The sequence below is a fragment of the Chryseobacterium hagamense genome, from assembly GCF_007991455.1.
Classification (GTDB): domain Bacteria; phylum Bacteroidota; class Bacteroidia; order Flavobacteriales; family Weeksellaceae; genus Chryseobacterium; species Chryseobacterium hagamense.
Window position 1 is genome coordinate 25,681 of the sequence record NZ_BJYJ01000014.1, and the last position, 19,214, is coordinate 44,894.

Consider the following 19,214-nt stretch of genomic DNA (forward strand, 5'->3'; position numbering starts at 1 on the left):
TTAAATTTATAAAATAATCTTAATGATTATCGTATTTTCTGTCCATTACAAAATCCTCCATGAATTTCGTCGTGTAGTTTCCTGCAAGGTAATCCTCGTGATCCATCAGCTGTCTGTGGAACGGAATGGTGGTTTTCACCCCTTCGATATAGAATTCCTCCAGAGCTCTTCTCATTTTGGCGATCGCTTCCTCACGCGTCTGAGCGGTCGTGATCAGCTTGGCAATCATAGAGTCGTAGTTGGAAGGGATCGTATATCCTGAATAAACGTGGGTATCTACTCTCACCCCGTGTCCGCCCGGGATATTCAATCCTGTAATTTTCCCCGGAGACGGTCTGAAATCCATATAAGGATCTTCGGCATTGATCCGGCACTCGATCGAGTGAAGCTTAGGGTAATGGTTGATTCCGGAGATCGGTGTTCCCGCAGCCAATAGGATCTGTTCTCTGATCAGGTCATAGTCAATAACCTGCTCGGTGATCGGGTGTTCTACCTGGATTCTCGTATTCATTTCCATGAAATAGAAATTCCGGTGCTTGTCTACGAGGAATTCGATGGTTCCCACTCCTTCGTATCCGATGAATTCCGCTGCTTTTACGGCAGCTTCACCCATTTTTTCACGAAGTTCATCCGTCATGAATGGGGAAGGTGTTTCTTCCGTTAATTTCTGGTTTCTTCGCTGTACGGAACAGTCTCTTTCAGAAAGGTGGCAGGCTTTACCATATTGGTCTCCCGCAACCTGGATTTCGATATGCCGTGGCTCCTCGATCAGTTTTTCCATATACATCCCGCCGTTTCCGAAAGCGGCTACCGCTTCCTGGATGGCAGATTCCCAGTGGTCTTTCAGGTCTTCTGCCTTCCATACCGCCCGCATTCCTTTTCCACCACCTCCGGCAGTCGCTTTGATCATCACCGGATATCCTGTTTCTTCAGCGATCTTCACGGCGTGCTCATAAGATTCGATCAGGCCGTCGGATCCCGGTACACAGGGAACGCCGGCTGCTTTCATAGTCGCCTTGGCGTTGGCTTTGTCGCCCATCTTTTCAATCTGCTCAGGCGTGGCACCGATAAATTTGATACCGTTTTTCTGGCAGATTCTGGAGAAATTGGAATTTTCGGAAAGGAATCCGTAACCCGGGTGGATCGCATCTGCATTGGTGATTTCCGCTGCTGCGATAATGTTAGGGATTTTCAGGTAAGAATCTTTGCTCATTGCAGGACCGATGCAAACCGCTTCATCAGCGAACCTTACATGAAGGCTGTCTTTATCGGCCGTTGAATATACCGCAACGGTTTTGATCCCCATTTCTTTACAAGTACGTAAAATACGCATTGCAATTTCGCCACGATTGGCAATTAATATTTTTTTGAACATCTTTCTGGAATTTTAAATTATAAATTTTGAATTTTAATTATTTTAAATGAAGAGCATCATCTAAAATTTATAATCTCTAATCTGGAATTCCTTAAGATGGATCTACTAAGAATAATGGTTGGTCGTATTCTACCGGAGTAGCGTCATCCACTAAAATCTTTACGATTTTTCCGCTTACTTCAGATTCGATCTGGTTGAATAACTTCATCGCTTCGATAACGCAGACTACTTTACCGTTGGAAACTTCGTCACCTACATTTACAAAAACCTCTTTATCAGGAGAAGGCTTTCTGTAGAAAGTACCGATCATCGGAGACTTGATCGTTACATACTTGCTGTCATCAGACGCAGCTTCTGTATTTTGTGCAGGTGCTGCAGCCGGAGCAGCAGCGGGCGCAGGTGCTGCAGCCATCTGCTGAGGTGCCGTGTGGTAAACTGCAGGCTGTGCATAAGCAACCTCGCTTCCTGCTAATGGAGTTTTAATGGTGATTTCGAAATCTTTAGTCTTGTACTTCACTTCAGAAACTTCTGCCTTGGATACAAACTTAATAAGATTTTGTATGTCTTTAATGTCCATAAAATTGATATTTGATTTTGGATCAAAGATACCAAAAAAACATAAAAAACAACAAAAAACCGCCAAATTTTATCAAAATTGAGCGGTTTTTGTATTAAAACGAGTGTTTTCGGGTGAAAACGGACTCTTAGTTTTCTTCAGTAGTTGCTACTTCTTTTTCCAGTACTACTTTACCTCTGTAGTAAAGTTTTCCTTCATGCCAGTGAGCTCTGTGGTAAAGGTGAAGCTCTCCTGTTGCTGCATCTTTAGCCAATTGAGGAACTACCGCTTTGTAGTGTGTTCTTCTCTTATCTCTTCTTGTAGACGATTGTCTTCTCTTTGGATGTGCCATTGTGTAATAACTTTTTTAATTGATGAGCGATGAGATTCATCATCTCATCATTAAACTATTTAATTTTTATTCTTCAAATTTTTTAACGCGTCCCATCTCGGGTCGCTTTCATGTTCTTCCTCGTCATCTTCTTTCGGACTGAACTTATCCAGGATGGCAAGGTCTTCCTCGCTTACGTTGGGTGAAATCTTTTTCATCGGAATGGAAAGAGCCACGTTTTCGTAAATCAGCTGGGCTACATTGAAGGCGTGGTCTGCAGCAGGGATGGTAATCACATCTTCTTCGCTGTCATCATACTCCTCTCCGAATTTTACCAGTACCTTAATTTCATTTTCAATAGGATGATCGAAATTTTCGTTGGAAATATCACAAACCAATTCTACCGTCCCTTTTACTTTGATCTCAAATTCCAGAAATGTGCTGTGCTTGTCCAGTAGAACATCCACCGCAATTTTAGGATTTGTAAATTCCTGTTCAGTGTCAAACAATTGAAAGAACTCTTTATCTATCTCAAACCTGAACTCGTGCCTGCCGGTTTTCAGTCCGGAAAAGCTTACGTCGTAGTTTCTTAACTTGTCCATAAAATGAGTGTGCAAAAATATGCAATTTTTTTATAATAACAAATAAAATTTCTAACAAATTAATTTTAAAATCTTCATTAAAGATTTAGGCCTCAGTTTCATCCGGCAGGTCTTCGTCTATCCCGTTATCTACTGCCATTTTCCTCGGCTGCATGCGGTTGCTCATCAGATCGTTGTACTCGCTTCGGTTTTTATAAATTTTCAAAGCTGCAAAAATAGCTTCCGTAAAACTTTGTGGGTCCGCCATATTTTTTCCGGCAATATCATATGCTGTCCCGTGATCGGGGGATGTCCTGATAAAAGGCAGTCCGGCCGTATAATTTACGCCTTCTTCATAAGCCAGGGTCTTGAAGGGGGCTAATCCCTGATCGTGGTACATCGCTAAAACCGCATCGAAACTTTTATATTTTCCCGGCTGAAAAAAGCTGTCTGCAGGGAAGGGTCCGAAAGCCAGGATACCGTTATCCGAAAGTTCTTTAATCGCAGGCGAAATGATCTCGATTTCTTCATGCCCGATAACGCCTCCGTCTCCGGCATGGGGATTCAGCCCCAGAACCGCAATCTTCGGCCGGGTGACGCCAAAATCCTCGATCAGCGTCTGATTCAGCATCCGGATCTGCTTCTTTATTTTGTCCTTGGAAATATTTTCAGCCACCTGGGTAATGGGAATGTGGTGGGTGGAGACGGCTACTTTAAGGTCGTCCGTTACCAGAAACATCAGTCCTTTCTTGTTGAACTTTTCTTCAAAATATCCCGTATGCCCGGCATGCTTAAAGCCCATTTTCACCATTTCATCCTTATTGATGGGAGCGGTTACCAATACATCGATTTCACCTTTCAGCAAAGCTTCCGTTGCTGCTTCCAGGGAGTCGATGGCCATTTTGGTAGATTCCTCCGTCGGCGTTCCGAGTTCCACCGTAGAATTTTCTTTCACCAGGTTTACCATGTTCAGCTTTCCAGGAAGGGCCTGTGAAGCCTCGTTGATGTAATTGAAATTCAGGTTGAGCTTGAAGATATTTTTCTGATAGGTAAATAATTTTCCCGAGCCAAAAATTACCGGCGTGAAAAAATCCGTGATGGTTTTGTCGGAAAGGGATTTCATAATAATTTCAGGACCGATGCCGTTGAAATCTCCGATTGAAATTCCTACTCTTACTGTATGGTTTTTTGGGCTCATTTTGATTATCTTTGAAGATTAATAAACTACAAATTTAGCAAAAAATAATATGTTCACAGGAATTATTGAAGCAGTCGGGATAATTGAGAAGATCGAGGAAAACGGAAGCAATATTGATTTTACTTTAACCTGCCCTTTTACCGATGAATTAAAGATCGATCAGAGCCTGGCCCATAACGGCTGTTGTCTAACGGTAGTCAAGATTGAAGGAGACCGATATGTGGTAACAGCCATTAATGAAACCCTGGAGAAAACCAATCTGGGAAAATGGGAAACGGGAACGGTAGTCAATCTTGAGCGCTGCATGAAAATGGACGGAAGATTAGACGGGCACATTGTGCAGGGCCATGTGGATAAGACCGGAGAAGTAGTGAGCATAGAAAATAAAGACGGAAGTTATTTTGTTACTATACAATACGAAGACGACGGAAGCTTCGTCACGGTTCCCCAGGGTTCCATTACCGTGAACGGCATCAGCCTCACCGTTGCAAAAAGCGGGGATACCCAATTTTCGGTAGCCCTCATTCCTTATACCTGGGAATTTACAAACATGAAACATTTACAGGCCGGAGATAAAGTTAATTTAGAATTTGATATAGTTGGTAAGTATATTGCTAGGTTAATTAAAAAGTAGCGGATGTCAATTAATATGTATAAGGGATATAGCTTAAGGAACCGTGTGTTTTTCGGCTTCCTCCTTGTATGCCTTTTAAGTGTTGTAGCTTCTTCGCTGGTCCCGTATTTTGTATTGCGGAAAAACTCTGAAAAACAGAGCGAAATCGATATGCAGAATAAAACCGGTGCCGTCATGAGATTCCTGGACTATGCCGTAAGCATGAAGCATACCGAAACCCGGGACCTTCCCGAACTCCTGGATAATAAAATCTATGAAATTTCAGATATCAATCAGCATCCCGTGGTCCTGTATGACTTAAGGGGGAATTACCTGGTCTCCAGTGTAGAGGGAGATGCATCTTACCGGAAAGCAATTCCTATAAATATTGTTAACAGGATTCTTGCAACGAAGGCAAGGGTGGATATAAAAGGGTATGATGCTTCCAAAGATGCCGTGCTTACCTCATCCTATTTATTGCTGCGGAATAATGACTTCGAGCCGATTGCTATCGTCTATATTCCCCTGTATCATGATGAAGGTTCTTACCTGGATGTTCTTAATACCTATCTGAAATATATTGTACTGATCGATGTACTGCTGATTCTTTTCAGTATATGGTTCAGCTGGGTGATGTCCAATAACCTGGCAAAAAATATCACCAAATTCTCAGACATGATCACGCGGATTACCTTATTTGAAAATGAGATGCGCCCGATCCGCTATTATAAAAATGATGAGCTGAACGCATTGGCACGGGCCTACAACCGGATGATCCTGCAGATTCAGGATCAGAAAGAAAGGCTCCGCTTTAAGGCATCGGAAGAAGCCTGGAGGGAAATGGCCAAGCAGGTGGCACACGAGGTGAAAAATCCCCTGACACCGATGAAACTGACGATCCAGAATTTTGAAAGGAAATTTGATCCCGAAGATCCGAATGTCCGCGAGCGGGTAAAGCAGATGAGTAAAACCATGGTAGACCAGATCGACCTGATTGCTACTGTTGCTTCTGCATTTTCAGAATTTGCCAAACTTCCTGAAAAAAATAACGAAACCATCAATCTGAATGCTGAAGTAGAAGATATCCTTCGGGTTTTCAATGATGAGAGCGTTTTCATGCATGCCAATAAAAGCAATATCATGATCAGCATGGACAAGATTTACCTGTCCAGGATTATTACCAATCTGGTGACCAATGCAAAACAGGCAGAAAGTGAAGAACGTAAACTGATTGTCAACGTAGATATCGAACAGCATCAGCGCCGGGTAATGATCTCGGTTCAGGATAATGGGGTAGGCATTCCGGAAAATATTTACGAAAGAATCTTTGAGCCGAACTTTACCTCCAAAAACAGCGGGATGGGGCTTGGCCTTTCGATGGTAAGAAAAATGGTAGAAGACTACAAAGGTGAAATTACCGTAAAATCCGAAGTAGGGAAGGGGACTACATTTACGATCACTTTACCCACCAATTTATAGTGAAACCTTTTATCTTCAGGCAATTTGAAATCCGGCAATCCGAGGAAGTTTTCCGGGTAGGCACGGATGGTGTTCTGCTGGGTGCTTCAGCTACCGTGTCTCATGCTTCAAAAGTGCTGGAAGTAGGTACAGGAACCGGACTGATTTCCCTGATGCTGGCCCAGAGGAATTTGAAGGCAAAATTTTTGGGAATTGATATAAATGAAGAAGCAGTAGAACTAACCCGGCTTAATTTTGAAAACTCGCCTTTTGCATCCAGGCTTAATACTATCTGCAAGGATTTTAAATCTTTTAATATACCGGAAAAATTTGATCTTATTGTGTCCAACCCTCCTTATTTTGAAGCATCGGATTCGGAAAAAGATAAAATTGCACGGCAAACGGTAGAACTGAATTTCCTGCAGCTGATTTCAAAATCAGCGAAGTTCCTGTCAGAAGAAGGAATTTTATCGGTGATTATTCCCGCAGAAGCAGGAAAAGGATTTATTGAGACCGCTAAAGAGCATGGATTAGTTCTGATCCGGAAAATCAATATCAAAGGCATTGAAACAGCAAATATCAAAAGGCTGATCCTTGAATTTTCATTATCTGAACAATCCTTGTCAGAATCGGAGTTTATTATAGAAAAAAGTCCGAGAAAATACTCGGACCCATATCTTGAACTCACTAAAGAATTTCATGTTTTCAGGAAATAAAATATTTGTTCCAGTCATTCCAACTGATTATTAATCTTGGCATAAGAAATTTCCAATGTCTGTTTTCCAGTTTGTTAAGGAGTTTGGACTTACATTCATAATCATATCTTATTCAAATAATTCAGCGGTATCCAAAACGGAAACTTTCCCGTCTTCACAACGGATGGCTTCGCCCGGGAAGTTCTGGATCATGTGGTAATCGTGGGTTGCCATGACGACGGCTGCACCGTTTTCAAGAGCAACCTGCTTCAGCAGCGTCATGATTTCATTGGAGGTTTCAGGATCAAGGTTACCGGTGGGCTCATCGGCTAAGATAAGATCCGGATGGTTCAGCAAAGCCCTTGCAATGGCGATACGCTGCTGTTCACCTCCGGAAAGTTCATGCGGCATCTTATGCTTCTTGCTCTTCATGTTCACACTGGCCAGGACTTCATTGATGCGGTCTTCTATTTTGGTCTTATCGTTCCATCCTGTTGCCTCAAGCACAAATCTCAGGTTTTTTTCAACCGTTCTGTCGGAAAGCAGCTGGAAATCCTGGAATACGATTCCTAGTTTTCTTCTCAGGTTCGGTACTTCCGAAGCTCTCAGCTTGGCAAGATCAAAACCTACCACTGCGCCATGTCCTGAAGCTAAAGGAATGTGTCCATACAAAGTCTTTAATAAAGAGCTTTTTCCGGATCCCGTCTTTCCGATCAGGTAGCAGAATCTTCCTTTTTTTATATTCAGGTTAACATCTGAAAGCACCGTGAAGTTTTTCTGGGCAATCTTCGCGTGCTGTAAGCTGATGATGTTGTCTCCGGCGATATGGGTATGTGGCATAATTCAGTTTTAAAAGTACTTTTCTAAAATATTTTTTCAGATTTTAAAAATAGGAAAAAGAAGACTTAAGAACCTAAATTTTAGGAAATTTTAACAACAAAAAATGCCTGAAAAAGTTCTTTTCAAGCATGATTTGTATATGATAATAAAAAGATTATCTCTTAGCGCGTGCTGCACTTACAGTTAAACTCTTTCTGCCTTTAGCTCTTCTCGCAGCCAAAACTCTTCTTCCATTTGGCGTAGACATTCTTTCTCTGAAACCGTGTTTGTTTCTTCTCTTTCTTTCTGATGGCTGGAATGTTCTTTTACTCATTACTTTATGTTTAAATCGTAATTATCTATTAATTTTCAGGTTGCAAAGATATGGAATTTTTTAAAAGTTGCAAATTTTCACAATATTTTTTTACAAATCTTCGCCTGTTTTTTCAATGGCCTTTTGCAAAGCCCGGTTATGAAGCGATTTTCTCCGCCGGTAAAAATAATCGCCGGGATTTATATAAAAGCTCTATCTTTGGAGACTCAAATTTAAAGAAAATAAACATCATGATGTTTACACCGGCAGAACTTTTAGAAATTAATACGTTACTTACTCCAGAAAATAGAATCGTTATCCTTACCCACTACAATCCGGATGGGGATGCGATCGGTTCCAGCCTTGGTCTTAAACATTATCTGAGAGCAAAAGGAATTTTTGCTGATGTCATTGTTCCGAATGATTTTCCGAAATTCCTGAAATGGATGCCGGAAGCTAAAAAGGTGTTGATTGCCGATTACAAAAGGAAGTTTGCTTTCGACCTTATTAATGAAGCGGATGTAATTTTCTGCCTGGATTTCAATGCGCCGTCAAGAATCGGTATCCTCGGAGACTGGCTGACAAATGCGAGAGGCAAGAAAATCCTGATCGATCATCACCAGCAGCCTGAAAAGTTTGATTTTGTTTATTCCGATACGGTAATTCCGGCGACCTGCCAGATGGTGTATCATTTCATCGAAGCGATGGATGATGAAAAACTGGTGAATAAAGATATTGCCGAGTGCCTGTACACCGGGATCATGACGGATACCGGCGGATTCAGGTTCCGTTCTACCAGTGCGGCGACCCACCGGATCATTGCCAACTTAATTGAGCATGGTGCCGATCCTGCCCTGATTACATCCAATACCTGGGATACGAATACGGTGTCCCGCCTGCTTCTTCTCGCTTTGATTCTGGGAAGAATAGAAGTGGTAAAAGACGGTAAAGTGGCTATCTTATATCTTACCAGAGAAGAACTGAAAGAATATGGCTTCCAGAAAGGGGATACCGAAGGTTTCGTAAACTACGGGCTGAGCATTCTCGGTGTAAAGATGGCAGCTTTCTTTATGGAGGACCTGTATGAGGACTTTATTAAAATTTCTTTCAGAAGTAAGGATGATATGGACGTGAACCAGTTCTCAAGGAAATATTTCAACGGGGGAGGGCACATCAATGCGGCCGGCGGAAAGTCCGATGAGTCTTTACAGGGAACCATCGAAACCTTTAAAAAGAGAATAAAAGCGGAGGAAAATCTGTAGATAGAAAAATAAAGTGAAGTGGAAAGGCGGGAATAGGGAAGCAGTATGCCGGAAGTTCCTTTCGTCGAAAACGAAGTCTTTTGTTATCCATTAAATGTAATTCTATTCAAAATTTAATAGTCTTACTTTTATTTTTAGTTCAATGACTAAATGAATTTGAAATGGATACAGTCGGATTTACCTTGTTTTAAAATCCCAAAGGGACGGTTTACTATAGAATAAGATAAAATCCTGTCAGAAGCGTAAACCTCTTATTCATTCTAACTGAGGGAAATTCTGTTTAAAACTCTGATTGATTTAGCCTTAATTTTATTTTTTAATGTACTCTAATTCACATTCATATTAAAATAATCCTTAAGCTAAGGAAAATTTTATTAAAATATAAGCCTGTTAATCCTTATCAAATCTTGAATACCCTTTTTCTTCAAGTTCCTTGCAGGTATATTCGTACACCTCCTGAAACATCATATCCAGAAATTTCTTATTAAACAGACTGAATTTCGTCATTTTGGGAGGGTCTAAAAAAATATCGCAGGACTTTGCTTTGGAATAAACCGATTTGGCGATTGCAAGATGCAGGATCCGGTCAAATTCCTTCATCAGGCTCATCTTTTCCAGGCTGTCGTAGCTGATGGAATTTACATGGGAACCGATCAGAAAATCGCACTTGTCCATAATCGGCTCGATCGGCAGATTATCCAGAACGCCGCCATCCACATAAATTTTTTCACCTATTTTCACCGGAGGCAGGATAAACGGGACGCTGGAAGAGGCCAGTAAAGGGGCAAACAATTCACCTTCCGAAAAGAAATCAACAATCCCGTGGGTCATTTCTGTTGCCGCTACATAGACCGGGATTTTCAGGATATTAAAATTATCCTGAGGAAAATAATCCGTAAACAGCTTCATGATGAATTTAGAACTGAAAATACCGTTTTTGGAAAGTTTAAGGTAAGACCGGGAAAAGAATGTGGTCTGCTTGACGATATCCATCATTTCTTCCGGCGTTTTTCCCAAAGAATAAAATGCACCGACAATGGAGCCTGCACTGGTCCCTGAGATAATGTCCGGTCTCAGATGGTACTCCTCCAGGGCCTTCAGGACGGCGATATGGGCGATTCCGCGCATGCCTCCCCCTGAAAGGGTGAGTCCGATCACCGGTTTCTTTTTTTTGGAGGACAGGAAGTCAAACATATCAGAATACCAGATGTTTCGGCAGGTTGTGGAGAAGTTCGGTATTGATGACGGCTGCACAGATGGCCGGTTTTTCCCAATGGCCGTTGTGTCCGCAGTCGAGGATGTAGGATTTGATATTGGTCCGGTCAGGGAGGTTCCTGATCATCACTCCGGTTTTTACGGCGTTGTCATGCTTGCCGGCAAGAATCAGGATTTTGGCATCCAGGTTTTCCAGGATATGTCTTTTATCCGTTCTTTCCACCATCCCTTTTGCAGAGGCTAATGCCCCAAGGTTATTGGTGGAAAGGGCAGTTTCCAGCGCGGTTTCCGTTTTTCCTTCCAGGATATCCTTCTCATTAGGATTAAAGAGGTTCGGTACGCCGGCTCTGGCATAATGAGCAAATGCATCCTTGATGATGCGGTAGCTTTTGATGCGCTGTTCTTTCTTTTCAGCATCATCGGGAAAATAGGTGGAGAAAAATAAAGTCAGGCTCTTTAGTGAGTCCGGATATTTTTCAGCGAATGCCAGGGAAACATAGCCTCCCATCGAATGGCCCAGCAGGTGGACTTTATTCAGGTTCTGGTCGTCCAGGACTTTTTTTACTTCTTCCGCCATCAGTTCCATCGTCTGCACTTCTGCAATGATCTCTGATTGCCCATGGCCGGGAAGATCGATTTTAACCAACGAAAAATCCTCGGAAAGATGAGGTTCCATATCATTCCAGATTGAAAGGTTTTCCATAAATCCATGCAACAGGACCAGGGTTTCCTTTCCGTTTCCTTTTTTCTCGAAGTTCAGCATAGTTCGTCAGTTAAAAGTGAATGTCAATATATTCAACAAATCCCGAACCATTTACCATGTCCTGCAGCCTGTATGTTTTTCCGCCGTCTTTAGACATAAAGGTTTTTGTTCCCTGCCTTACATAAAGTTTTCCGTTTTCACTTTCAGCTACGCTTTCAGAAATATTCCCTGTGAAATTCATATGCCTGTCGGAGACTACTGCCATGAAACCATTGATGTGCACATAACTTTTACCGGATCTTATATCTCCTTTGATGTTATAATGGTCGGCCTCTCCCTTTATTTTTTCAAAATGTACGGAACCTGGATTTTTTATCGAATTATGGGTGAATTGATGGGTTCCGCTGAAATCTTTAAAATGATTTTTAGACCGGATGCTGTCGTTGATCTTTGTTCTTGCAGCATTAATGGAATCTACTATTTTGGTACTGTCTGCTTTTTCCGAGGAAGGAGTGGTTTCTTTTTTAGAACATGAAACAAGTACGGATGCAACAGCGATTGCGGTTAAAAAGTTTTTCATTCAATAAAATTATAGTCAAAAATAAATAAAAAAAGAGCATCCTGAAAATGCTCTTCCTCTTTTATCGGGTTAATTCTTCGTAAACTTTCTTTTCCCAGGGCCTGATATCCGTAACGCCGTATCTTTCCTTTTTCGAAATCGCGATATTGTCCAGCACATCAACGAAGTTTTTATAATTGGCATCGTCGGTCGGCTCAATAATGATCGTGAAATTCTCTTTTTTAGGCGCTTTGTTGTAAGCTTCAGAGATAATTTTGGTAATGTTCAGCCCGTTGAAATCCGTTTCTTTCAGATTGTTTCTGTTTAAATCTTCTTTAGCCTGCTGATGATAAAATACCCTGTTTTCTTTACCGAGGATAAAAGTGACCTGATTTCTTACATCTACTACATTACCCGGCTGATGGGGGCCTTTTGCCGGCAATCCGAGATCCATGACGTTAGGTTTTGTAAAGTTCGTGGTAAACATAAAGAAGGTGATTAATAAAAATCCCAGATCGACCATCGGGGTCATGTCTACGCGGATCAGTTTTTTTCTCTGCTTGCTTCCGCCCTGCTTTTCCTGTGCAATTGCTTCTGCCATAATTATTAGTTTTTAAAAGTTAAACAGTTTTTAATAAAAGGTGTTAAATACTTACTTTAATAACGTGTTAGATACAAATTTCGTACCTGATAAATAAAATTGATATTAAATAATTAATAGTATATTGTTTTTTATGTTAAATGGATTGTCTGTCAGCGGGATAAAAATCAGAATTCCTTTGATGAATATTTTATGACCTGCCAAAACAAAAAAACTCACGCCTTTCAGCATGAGTTTTAGAAATGTTTTGAATTTTTTATTTATTCTGTTTGTAATAATTGACACCGCACTCAAGGAATTGTTTGAATTTTTCCTTTTCCATATATCCTGAAACCGGCGTGTTGATTACTTTTCCTTCCGGAGTCAGCAGTACATAATGCGGCTGGGAATTGTTGTTGAAATTCGCAGTCTGGAAGAGGCTCCAGCGGTCTCCGATGGTCTGTACCTTTTTCATCTGCCCGTCACCGAGATCGATTTTGGTCTTCTGATCTTCAGGAAGCTCTTCCTTGTCATCTACATACAGAGAAGCCAGCACAACATCGTTCTGAAGGATCGGTAAAATATCTTCCTGGCTCCAGACGAACTCTTCCATTTTTCTGCAGTTTTCACAGCCGTAGCCTGTGAAGTCGATCAGGATTGGCTTATTTTCTTTTTTGGCAATTTCAATGGCCTTAAAGAAGTCATGTTCGGGATGCATTCCTAAAATCCCGTCTTTTTCATCGTGGAAATAGCTGACGTTGAGCGGAGGCAAAATGCCGCTTAACAGCTGTAATTTCGGGCGTTCGGCAGGAATCAGTCCCTGGATCAGGTAGATTATAAAACCGATTCCCAACACACCCAGTATTTTTCTGGTGATGGAAATTTTAGGCTTTTTATCATCATGCGGGAATCTGATCAGCCCGAATAAATAGATCACTAATCCGATGGCAACAATAATCCAGATGGCAATGAAAAGTTCTCTTTTAATAAGGAACGTTTTGGAAACCAGGTCGGCTTTTGAAAGGAATTTCAGGGCCAGGGCCAGCTCTACGAAACCTAAAACCACTTTTACGGTATTCATCCATCCTCCGGATTTCGGAAGGCTCTGCAAAGCCTGCGGGAACAAGGCCAGCAGTCCGAAAACAATGGCCCATGCCAGTCCGAAACCGCCTAAAGCGAAAGTAAGAAGCATCGGAACGTTTGCCGAGCCGGTAATGGCGCTTCCCAGTAAACTTCCCAGAATCGGGCCTGTACAGGAGAATGATACGATTACGAGCGTCAGTGCCATGAAGAAAATTCCGATAATCCCTCCGGCTTCTTCCGCCTTTGAAGATTTGTTGGCGACCGCACTCGGCAGTGTAATATCATAATATCCGAAGAAGCTTCCTGCAAAGAAAATAAAGATGATAAAGAAAGCAATATTCAGCCAGACATTGGTCGAAATTTCATTGAATACGTTTCCGGCAATTCCGTCAATCAGATGGAAAGGTACGCTTAGCAAGACAAAGATCAACAGAATGAAAAACCCGTAAATCAGGGCATCCCTTTTTCCTTTTGCCGGATTTTTGTTCCCTTTCGTAAAGAAAGAAACCGTTAGCGGAATCATCGGGAATACGCAAGGGGTCAGCAGGGCAATCAGCCCTCCGATAAATCCCAGTAAAAGATACGTCCAGTAGTTTTCGCTGATCTTGGACGATCCGGTTCCGCAGTCCGTCAAAGGATGGGCAATATCAATGGATTTTATTTTCAATTGCTTAGGGTCGAGTTGGGCCGTTTGCGCCATTGGAGCAGTATTCTGAACCACAACTCCTAAAGTATCGACTACAGGCTGTACGGAATCTTTTGCCGGCGCTGCTTTTTCATCCGTTTTGGTTTCTTCGGCAGTGCCTTTTGGCATTACCTGTTTATTGAATTCCAAGGTGTTCGGGGCCAGGCACACCCTGTCGTCACAGGTCTGGTAAGTGATCTCCGCTACTACATCTCCAGGTTTTGTACCGTCTTTCAATTTGAATTTCTGCTTAAAACCCGCTGCATCGGAATAAAATACAATCTTACCTCCGAAAGCCTCGGAAAACTCTTCATGTTTTTTTCCGGTTTCCGTAAACTTCCCGATCAGCTCGATATTTTTTCCGGAAACCTTGTAGCTGGTCGGGATTCCGGTATCTTCGGGAAGATCTTTGGAATAAATGTGCCAGCCGCTTTCCATCGTCGCATTCAGTACCGCTTCGTACTGATTGTCGCCTAATTCGTTGATGGTAAATTTAAATTTTACAGGATTTTTGATTTGTGCATTGATGCCGGTTGCCAGAAACAACAGCACCAATAAAAACCAGTTTTTAAATTTCATTGTACTTCTTATTAAAAATTTTGAGAATAGTTCCGGTGTTTTCATCCCCGGAATATCGCCGGTCCTGCCGCAAAGGAATTACCCCGAGTACGGAGTTTTTACCATCGGCCAGGATCCATATTTTTTGCCTCGCTAAAATAGATAATTTTTCGTCCCTAAAAAACTTGGAAACTTTCTTTTTGCCTGAAAATCCGGACGGGTAAAACTCATCACCGTTCTGAAGTCTCCTTAAAAGCAAAGGAAAGTGAAGTTTACGGGCATCAAAATCCCAGGCAAAGCTTTTATTGATTTCCTCAATGCCCATTATATTTTCGAGATTTACCGCCATTTGGTTTTCAGAAAAATCAGGTTTTTCCACCAGGAGGATCTCTTCATCATCTTTTTTCGGTCCTTCGTCATCAGTCCTCTCGGTTAAAATCAATTCATCATAGTTCACCACCAGTTGGTAGTCTTTGGAAAAAAACCGGCTGCCGTTTTCAGCTTTAAAAATTTTAGAAATTTCTTTTTCCTGATCAAAACCGTACTTTTTCAAGATTTCAAATTTCACGAAATCGCTTTCCCGGCTTAACTGTTCTTTTGATAAAACTTTGCGGGATGTATCAAAGACCGTGATGCGTTTTTCTATTTCCCCGATCTGCTGCCGAACAAAATCTTTCGTCTGGTTTAAGTAAAGAGAACTCTTCCTGAAATTGTCTAAAAAGTGGTCATTGGTCTCCATGAGTTTTGGGACAATCTCATTCCTGATCTTATTCCTTAAATAATCATTTTTCCTGTTGGAAAGGTCTTCACGGTATTCAATCCCGTTTTCTTTAGCAAAAGCATAGATTTCCTCTTTTGTAAAATCCAGAAGCGGCCTGAGGATCCGGTTGCTGTTGGCCGGTATTCCGCTCAATCCGGTTATGCCCGCCGCTTTTGACAGGTTGATGATAAAGGTTTCCAGCTGGTCGTTCAGGTGATGGGCCGTCACCAGGAATTCCAGGTTCTCACTTTTTTGGATCCGTTTGAAGAAATCATACCGCAGTTCCCGTGCCCAGAGCTGGATGGAATGCTCAGGCTTCCGGTCTTTTCCGGAAACCGAATATAAATGAAATTTAATATGATGCTCTCCGCAGAACTTCTCCACCGTCTTCTGATCCCGTTCCGAATCCTCTCCACGGAGCTTATAATTGATATGCGCCACCTGGAATCTGATTCCCAATTCCTTAAAACAGAAGGCCAGTACCATAGAATCGGCACCTCCGCTTACGGCGAGGAGATAGCTTTGATTTTCAGGGGAATGGATCAGTTTATCCAGCTGGCTTTTAAATGCTGACAGGTTCAACATGGAAGTTTGAAATTTCTTTGTACAAAGATAACCTATATAATTAAAATGAATTTTGTTACCTTTGGTCCGTCTAAAAATGATTATTTATGAAAATTTTTAAAATTTTAGCAGTTTCTGCAATGGCGCTGGGAATGACTTCTTGTATCAGCAAAAAGCAATACGATGCCTTAAGCTCGAATTACAAGCAGTGTATTGAAAACGTAGGAGAAAGACAGAGGGAAATTCAGGATCTGAAGTCTCAGAATTCGGCACTTACCAGTGAAAATAATTTACTGAAGAGCCAGCATGATGCGCTGAAGTCTTCATTGGATGCGTGTCTTTCAAACACAGGAAAAAGTTCTGCCAATATCGATAAGCTGGTAGGGGAGATTAATTCTTCAAACTCTTATATTAAACAGCTGATTTCAAACAATGCGAAAAACGACAGCCTGAATATGGCCCTGTCTAATAAACTGAAGCGGTCTTTGGATAACGTAGCGGACAGCGATGTTCAGGTGAAAGTTCTGAAAGGAGTGGTTATGATTTCACTTTCAGACAAAATGTTATACAAAACCGGAGATTACAACATTCTGCCTGCTGCTCAGGAAGTATTGGGGAAAGTAGCTAAAGTAATCAACGATTACGATAAATACTCTGTGCTGATCGAAGGAAATACCGATAATGCTGCCCTGAATTCACCGAACCTGCCAAGAGACAACTGGGATCTTTCTGCTTTAAGAGGGACTTCAGTCGCCAAAATACTGCAGACTCAGTTTGGTGTGGACCCGGCAAGGATTACGGCGGGCGGACGTTCCGAATACAATCCTAAGGCAACTAACATGAGTGTTTCCGGAAGAGCGGAAAACAGAAGAACGGAGATTATCATTATGCCTAAGCTTGATGAATTCATGAAATTAATGGATATCGCACCGAAAAAATAATTTTCAGATCTCCTTAATCCATAAAAAAAGAAATCCCGAACAATTCGGGATTTCTTTTTTTAGCTAATCAGATGAATACTTTTAAATAAAGAAATACTCTCTGAAAAATGAATAGGATATTTCTGGTTTATTAGTTTTGCTGAAGAGAACTCCGGATGTCTTTTCAGCATCCGGAGTCTTTTGATTCTTGTGGTTAATTTGTTTTTTTTCTGCAAACATGTGTTTCTACCCTGCCATGCAAAGGTAGTTCTATCTGGAAACAAAACCATCCGTATTTTTACGGAATTTGCATCAGAAACCGGCCTGTTTTTTTAGAATCTTTGCCTTTATATCGCCGCTTTTGTTATATTTAATTAAATTTGAACTGCCTAAAACGTGTACAATGAGCTTTTTTGAAGAAAAAAATCCGGAGATGGACCGATATCTTGAAACCCATGCTTCATCAGAACCGGAAATCCTGAGAAAACTGAGACGGGAAACCTACCGGAAGACGACCCAGCCGCATATGATTTCCGGATACCAGCAGGGAAGATTATTAACGATCATTTCCCGGATGATGCAGCCGGAAAATATTCTGGAAATAGGGACTTTTACCGGATATGCCACACTTTGCCTTACAGCGGGAATGGCTAAAAACGGAAAAATTACCACCCTTGATGTGAATGAAGATTTAGCCTACCTTCCCAGAAAATATTTTGCAGAAAGCGAATTTTCCGGACAGATTGATTTTAAGCTTCAGGATGCCAAAGCATTTTTAAAAGAAACCGATGAGATCTTTGATCTGGTATTTATTGATGCCGACAAAGAAAATTATGCAGAGTATTTCAGGCTAATCAAGCCGAGAACAAAATCCGGATCGGTGGTGCTGTTCGATAATGTGCTCTGGTATGGCAAAGTGCTGGAGGAAAACCCTACGCAGAAATCCACTCAGGTGATCAGGGAACTCAATGATTTGATCGCCAAAGATGACGATTTTGAAAATCTTATTTTACCTTTGCGTGACGGGGTAAATTTTCTGAGAAGAAAATAGAACTGGTAGGTAAAAGTTGAGATAGATCATGATTTCTCAGTCTTAACCTAAACCTTAAACATAATATAAACGATGGATAAAGGAATTTGTAGTGTTACGGTAGCACCGGTCCGTGCAGAAGCATCTGACCGCGCAGAAATTGTGACGGAAATACTGTTTGGTGAAAGTGCAGATATTCTGGAAGTGAATAAAAACTGGACGAAAATAAAAATGCACTACGACGGCTACGAAGGATGGATGGATACCAAACAGCTCCGGCCGGTAGCCGATGAAATACTGGCTAAACGTAAAGTGACCGTCGTTACTGAAGATTTCTCCTCCGTTATGATGAACGACGGAAAAACACTTCTTTCGATGGGTTCGGAAGTAGAGTTTCCGGCAGTAGCTTCCAGAAGAAGCCACGATGTACGCGAAAGTATAGCGCTTACGGCAAAAGAATTTATCAATGTTCCCTATCTATGGGGCGGAAAAAGCTTTTTTGCGGTAGACTGTTCCGGTTTTACCCAGCTGGTTTATAAAATTCATGAGATCAAATTGCCCCGGGATGCTTCCCAGCAGGTAAACGTCGGGGAATCCCTGAGCTTTATCGGGGAAAGCCGGCCCGGTGATCTTGCCTTCTTTGAAAATCCTGAGGGGAAGATCGTTCATGTAGGAATTATGCTCGAGAACCAGCGGATCATCCATGCCTCGGGCAAAGTAAGGATCGACACCCTGGATTCTACCGGAATCTTTAATAAAGAACTGAATAAGCATACGCATAAGCTGAGAGTGATTAAAAGTGTAATCAAATAGCTGATTAACTACAGAATAAATCTAATAATACATGAATAAAACTTTACTTGAAATTACCCAAACAAAAAATATAGGTTTGTCTGAAGTTCTGGTCAATTGGAAAAACTATGACCAGGCCACGGTTCTTTTATCGGTTGCAGAACTGAAAAAAAGGAATGTTCCTATTAACGGCCAAATGGAATCTTTGATTTCCGGCTTTTCAGAGAATGCCGGAAAACCTTTCAAACAGCTGGAAAAAGAATTTTTTGAAATGAAAGGGGTGAAGGATTATACAGAATATGCTGCTGCCAATACGCAGGTTTTAGAGAAAAGCGATGAAGAAAGATTGTATCTTGAACAATTAAGAAAGCTGAGGATGGCTCAGATACAACAGCAGAATCAGAAACAAGCGAAGAATGATTTACTATACGGAGGATTATGGTTTGCAGGAGGGCTGATTGTTACCATTATTTCCCTGAGTAATGGGCATGGAGGGATAATCGCTTACGGCGCTGTCATTTTCGGGGGAATTCAGTTTTTCAGAGGTTTAAGCAAAAGCTAAAG

General features: G+C 41.5%; 21 protein-coding genes. 8 read left to right on the top strand and 13 right to left on the bottom strand.

The genetic code is table 11. The features are described 5' to 3' along the window. Positions 1–19: 19 nt before the first annotated feature. The 5 genes from accC to pdxA all read right to left on the bottom strand — a co-directional run bounded on the left by accC (position 20) and on the right by pdxA (position 4,041). Positions 20–1,375, bottom strand: a complete 1,356-nt coding sequence (gene accC, locus CHA01nite_RS12825) for an acetyl-CoA carboxylase biotin carboxylase subunit (protein WP_146941972.1) — start codon at positions 1,373–1,375, stop codon at positions 20–22. Between the two features lie 91 nt (positions 1,376–1,466). Then, positions 1,467–1,952: an acetyl-CoA carboxylase biotin carboxyl carrier protein gene (accB, locus tag CHA01nite_RS12830; protein ID WP_146941974.1), complete on the bottom strand. Its 486-nt coding sequence runs from the start codon at positions 1,950–1,952 to the stop codon at positions 1,467–1,469. A 127-nt stretch (positions 1,953–2,079) separates the two neighbouring features. Continuing rightward, positions 2,080–2,283, bottom strand: a complete 204-nt coding sequence (gene rpmF / locus CHA01nite_RS12835; protein ID WP_039365059.1) for a 50S ribosomal protein L32 — start codon at positions 2,281–2,283, stop codon at positions 2,080–2,082. Between the two features lie 59 nt (positions 2,284–2,342). After that, positions 2,343–2,864, bottom strand: a complete 522-nt coding sequence (locus CHA01nite_RS12840) for a YceD family protein (RefSeq protein WP_146941976.1) — start codon at positions 2,862–2,864, stop codon at positions 2,343–2,345. 85 nt (positions 2,865–2,949) lie between these two features. After that, entirely contained in the window at positions 2,950–4,041 is a 1,092-nt protein-coding gene (gene pdxA / locus CHA01nite_RS12845; protein ID WP_146941978.1) for a 4-hydroxythreonine-4-phosphate dehydrogenase PdxA, read from the bottom strand. 49 nt (positions 4,042–4,090) lie between these two features. Between pdxA and CHA01nite_RS12850 the strand changes: the two genes are divergently transcribed. Genes CHA01nite_RS12850 through CHA01nite_RS12860 form a run of 3 tightly spaced genes read left to right on the top strand, consistent with a single transcriptional unit; the run spans position 4,091 to position 6,828 of the window. Then, positions 4,091–4,675, top strand: coding sequence for a riboflavin synthase (locus CHA01nite_RS12850; RefSeq protein ID WP_146941980.1), 585 nt, complete (start codon positions 4,091–4,093; stop codon positions 4,673–4,675). 3 nt (positions 4,676–4,678) lie between these two features. After that, positions 4,679–6,133 (top strand): sensor histidine kinase, encoded by a 1,455-nt coding sequence (locus tag CHA01nite_RS12855; protein WP_146941982.1) that lies wholly within the window; start codon positions 4,679–4,681, stop codon positions 6,131–6,133. Next, on the top strand, positions 6,133–6,828 hold the full coding sequence (locus tag CHA01nite_RS12860) for a tRNA1(Val) (adenine(37)-N6)-methyltransferase (protein WP_146941984.1): 696 nt from the start codon (positions 6,133–6,135) through the stop codon (positions 6,826–6,828). The genes CHA01nite_RS12855 and CHA01nite_RS12860 overlap by 1 nt, the downstream gene beginning before the upstream one ends. Before the next feature lie 108 nt (positions 6,829–6,936). On the opposite strand, the gene CHA01nite_RS12865 is transcribed toward CHA01nite_RS12860, so the two are convergent. Next, positions 6,937–7,647 (bottom strand): cell division ATP-binding protein FtsE, encoded by a 711-nt coding sequence (locus CHA01nite_RS12865; RefSeq protein ID WP_146941986.1) that lies wholly within the window; start codon positions 7,645–7,647, stop codon positions 6,937–6,939. 154 nt (positions 7,648–7,801) lie between these two features. Beyond that, entirely contained in the window at positions 7,802–7,960 is a 159-nt protein-coding gene (gene rpmH, locus CHA01nite_RS12870) for a 50S ribosomal protein L34 (RefSeq protein WP_039365072.1), read from the bottom strand. 233 nt (positions 7,961–8,193) lie between these two features. On the opposite strand from rpmH, the gene CHA01nite_RS12875 reads away from it, so the two are divergent. Next, on the top strand, positions 8,194–9,201 hold the full coding sequence (locus CHA01nite_RS12875; protein ID WP_146942127.1) for a DHH family phosphoesterase: 1,008 nt from the start codon (positions 8,194–8,196) through the stop codon (positions 9,199–9,201). 390 nt (positions 9,202–9,591) lie between these two features. Here the strand turns inward: CHA01nite_RS12875 and CHA01nite_RS12880 are convergent, their stop codons facing one another. From CHA01nite_RS12880 to tilS, 6 genes are all read right to left on the bottom strand, one after another. Continuing rightward, a complete protein-coding gene (locus CHA01nite_RS12880) occupies positions 9,592–10,395 on the bottom strand; it encodes a patatin-like phospholipase family protein (protein WP_146941988.1) in 804 nt (267 codons plus the stop codon). Between the two features lies 1 nt (position 10,396). After that, complete coding sequence (locus tag CHA01nite_RS12885; protein ID WP_146941990.1) at positions 10,397–11,179, bottom strand: alpha/beta fold hydrolase; 783 nt, start codon at positions 11,177–11,179, stop codon at positions 10,397–10,399. Positions 11,180–11,189: 10 nt separating this feature from the next. Continuing rightward, positions 11,190–11,699, bottom strand: coding sequence for a hypothetical protein (locus CHA01nite_RS12890; protein ID WP_146941992.1), 510 nt, complete (start codon positions 11,697–11,699; stop codon positions 11,190–11,192). Positions 11,700–11,760: 61 nt separating this feature from the next. Then, on the bottom strand, positions 11,761–12,279 hold the full coding sequence (locus tag CHA01nite_RS12895; RefSeq protein WP_146941994.1) for a biopolymer transporter ExbD: 519 nt from the start codon (positions 12,277–12,279) through the stop codon (positions 11,761–11,763). A 256-nt stretch (positions 12,280–12,535) separates the two neighbouring features. Then, entirely contained in the window at positions 12,536–14,605 is a 2,070-nt protein-coding gene (locus CHA01nite_RS12900; RefSeq protein ID WP_146941996.1) for a protein-disulfide reductase DsbD family protein, read from the bottom strand. After that, positions 14,595–15,929, bottom strand: coding sequence for a tRNA lysidine(34) synthetase TilS (tilS, locus tag CHA01nite_RS12905; protein ID WP_146941998.1), 1,335 nt, complete (start codon positions 15,927–15,929; stop codon positions 14,595–14,597). Before tilS ends, CHA01nite_RS12900 begins: the two co-directional genes overlap by 11 nt. An 86-nt stretch (positions 15,930–16,015) precedes the next feature. Here tilS and CHA01nite_RS12910 point away from each other — a divergent pair, with 86 nt between their 5' ends. The 4 genes from CHA01nite_RS12910 (at position 16,016) to CHA01nite_RS12925 (ending at position 19,212) form a co-directional block, all read left to right on the top strand. Beyond that, on the top strand, positions 16,016–16,849 hold the full coding sequence (locus CHA01nite_RS12910; RefSeq protein WP_146942000.1) for an OmpA family protein: 834 nt from the start codon (positions 16,016–16,018) through the stop codon (positions 16,847–16,849). Positions 16,850–17,231: 382 nt separating this feature from the next. Then, positions 17,232–17,879 (top strand): O-methyltransferase, encoded by a 648-nt coding sequence (locus tag CHA01nite_RS12915; RefSeq protein ID WP_146942002.1) that lies wholly within the window; start codon positions 17,232–17,234, stop codon positions 17,877–17,879. Positions 17,880–17,951: 72 nt separating this feature from the next. After that, positions 17,952–18,671: a C40 family peptidase gene (locus CHA01nite_RS12920; RefSeq protein WP_146942004.1), complete on the top strand. Its 720-nt coding sequence runs from the start codon at positions 17,952–17,954 to the stop codon at positions 18,669–18,671. A 31-nt stretch (positions 18,672–18,702) separates the two neighbouring features. After that, positions 18,703–19,212, top strand: a complete 510-nt coding sequence (locus CHA01nite_RS12925; RefSeq protein ID WP_146942006.1) for a hypothetical protein — start codon at positions 18,703–18,705, stop codon at positions 19,210–19,212. Positions 19,213–19,214: the final 2 nt, after the last annotated feature.

Excerpts from the sequence above, each read along its gene's own strand:
- accC (WP_146941972.1), bottom strand. The coding sequence starts at position 1,375 with ATGTTCAAAAAAATATTAATTGCCAATCGTGGCGAAATTGCAATGCGT.
- accB (WP_146941974.1), bottom strand. The coding sequence starts at position 1,952 with ATGGACATTAAAGACATACAAAATCTTATTAAGTTTGTATCCAAGGCA.
- rpmF (WP_039365059.1), bottom strand. The coding sequence starts at position 2,283 with ATGGCACATCCAAAGAGAAGACAATCGTCTACAAGAAGAGATAAGAGA.
- CHA01nite_RS12840 (WP_146941976.1), bottom strand. The coding sequence starts at position 2,864 with ATGGACAAGTTAAGAAACTACGACGTAAGCTTTTCCGGACTGAAAACC.
- pdxA (WP_146941978.1), bottom strand. The coding sequence starts at position 4,041 with ATGAGCCCAAAAAACCATACAGTAAGAGTAGGAATTTCAATCGGAGAT.
- CHA01nite_RS12850 (WP_146941980.1), top strand. The coding sequence starts at position 4,091 with ATGTTCACAGGAATTATTGAAGCAGTCGGGATAATTGAGAAGATCGAG.
- CHA01nite_RS12855 (WP_146941982.1), top strand. The coding sequence starts at position 4,679 with ATGTCAATTAATATGTATAAGGGATATAGCTTAAGGAACCGTGTGTTT.
- CHA01nite_RS12865 (WP_146941986.1), bottom strand. The coding sequence starts at position 7,647 with ATGCCACATACCCATATCGCCGGAGACAACATCATCAGCTTACAGCAC.
- rpmH (WP_039365072.1), bottom strand. The coding sequence starts at position 7,960 with ATGAGTAAAAGAACATTCCAGCCATCAGAAAGAAAGAGAAGAAACAAA.
- CHA01nite_RS12875 (WP_146942127.1), top strand. The coding sequence starts at position 8,194 with ATGTTTACACCGGCAGAACTTTTAGAAATTAATACGTTACTTACTCCA.
- CHA01nite_RS12880 (WP_146941988.1), bottom strand. The coding sequence starts at position 10,395 with ATGTTTGACTTCCTGTCCTCCAAAAAAAAGAAACCGGTGATCGGACTC.
- CHA01nite_RS12885 (WP_146941990.1), bottom strand. The coding sequence starts at position 11,179 with ATGCTGAACTTCGAGAAAAAAGGAAACGGAAAGGAAACCCTGGTCCTG.
- CHA01nite_RS12890 (WP_146941992.1), bottom strand. The coding sequence starts at position 11,699 with ATGAAAAACTTTTTAACCGCAATCGCTGTTGCATCCGTACTTGTTTCA.
- CHA01nite_RS12895 (WP_146941994.1), bottom strand. The coding sequence starts at position 12,279 with ATGGCAGAAGCAATTGCACAGGAAAAGCAGGGCGGAAGCAAGCAGAGA.
- CHA01nite_RS12900 (WP_146941996.1), bottom strand. The coding sequence starts at position 14,605 with ATGAAATTTAAAAACTGGTTTTTATTGGTGCTGTTGTTTCTGGCAACC.
- tilS (WP_146941998.1), bottom strand. The coding sequence starts at position 15,929 with ATGTTGAACCTGTCAGCATTTAAAAGCCAGCTGGATAAACTGATCCAT.
- CHA01nite_RS12910 (WP_146942000.1), top strand. The coding sequence starts at position 16,016 with ATGAAAATTTTTAAAATTTTAGCAGTTTCTGCAATGGCGCTGGGAATG.
- CHA01nite_RS12915 (WP_146942002.1), top strand. The coding sequence starts at position 17,232 with ATGAGCTTTTTTGAAGAAAAAAATCCGGAGATGGACCGATATCTTGAA.
- CHA01nite_RS12920 (WP_146942004.1), top strand. The coding sequence starts at position 17,952 with ATGGATAAAGGAATTTGTAGTGTTACGGTAGCACCGGTCCGTGCAGAA.
- CHA01nite_RS12925 (WP_146942006.1), top strand. The coding sequence starts at position 18,703 with ATGAATAAAACTTTACTTGAAATTACCCAAACAAAAAATATAGGTTTG.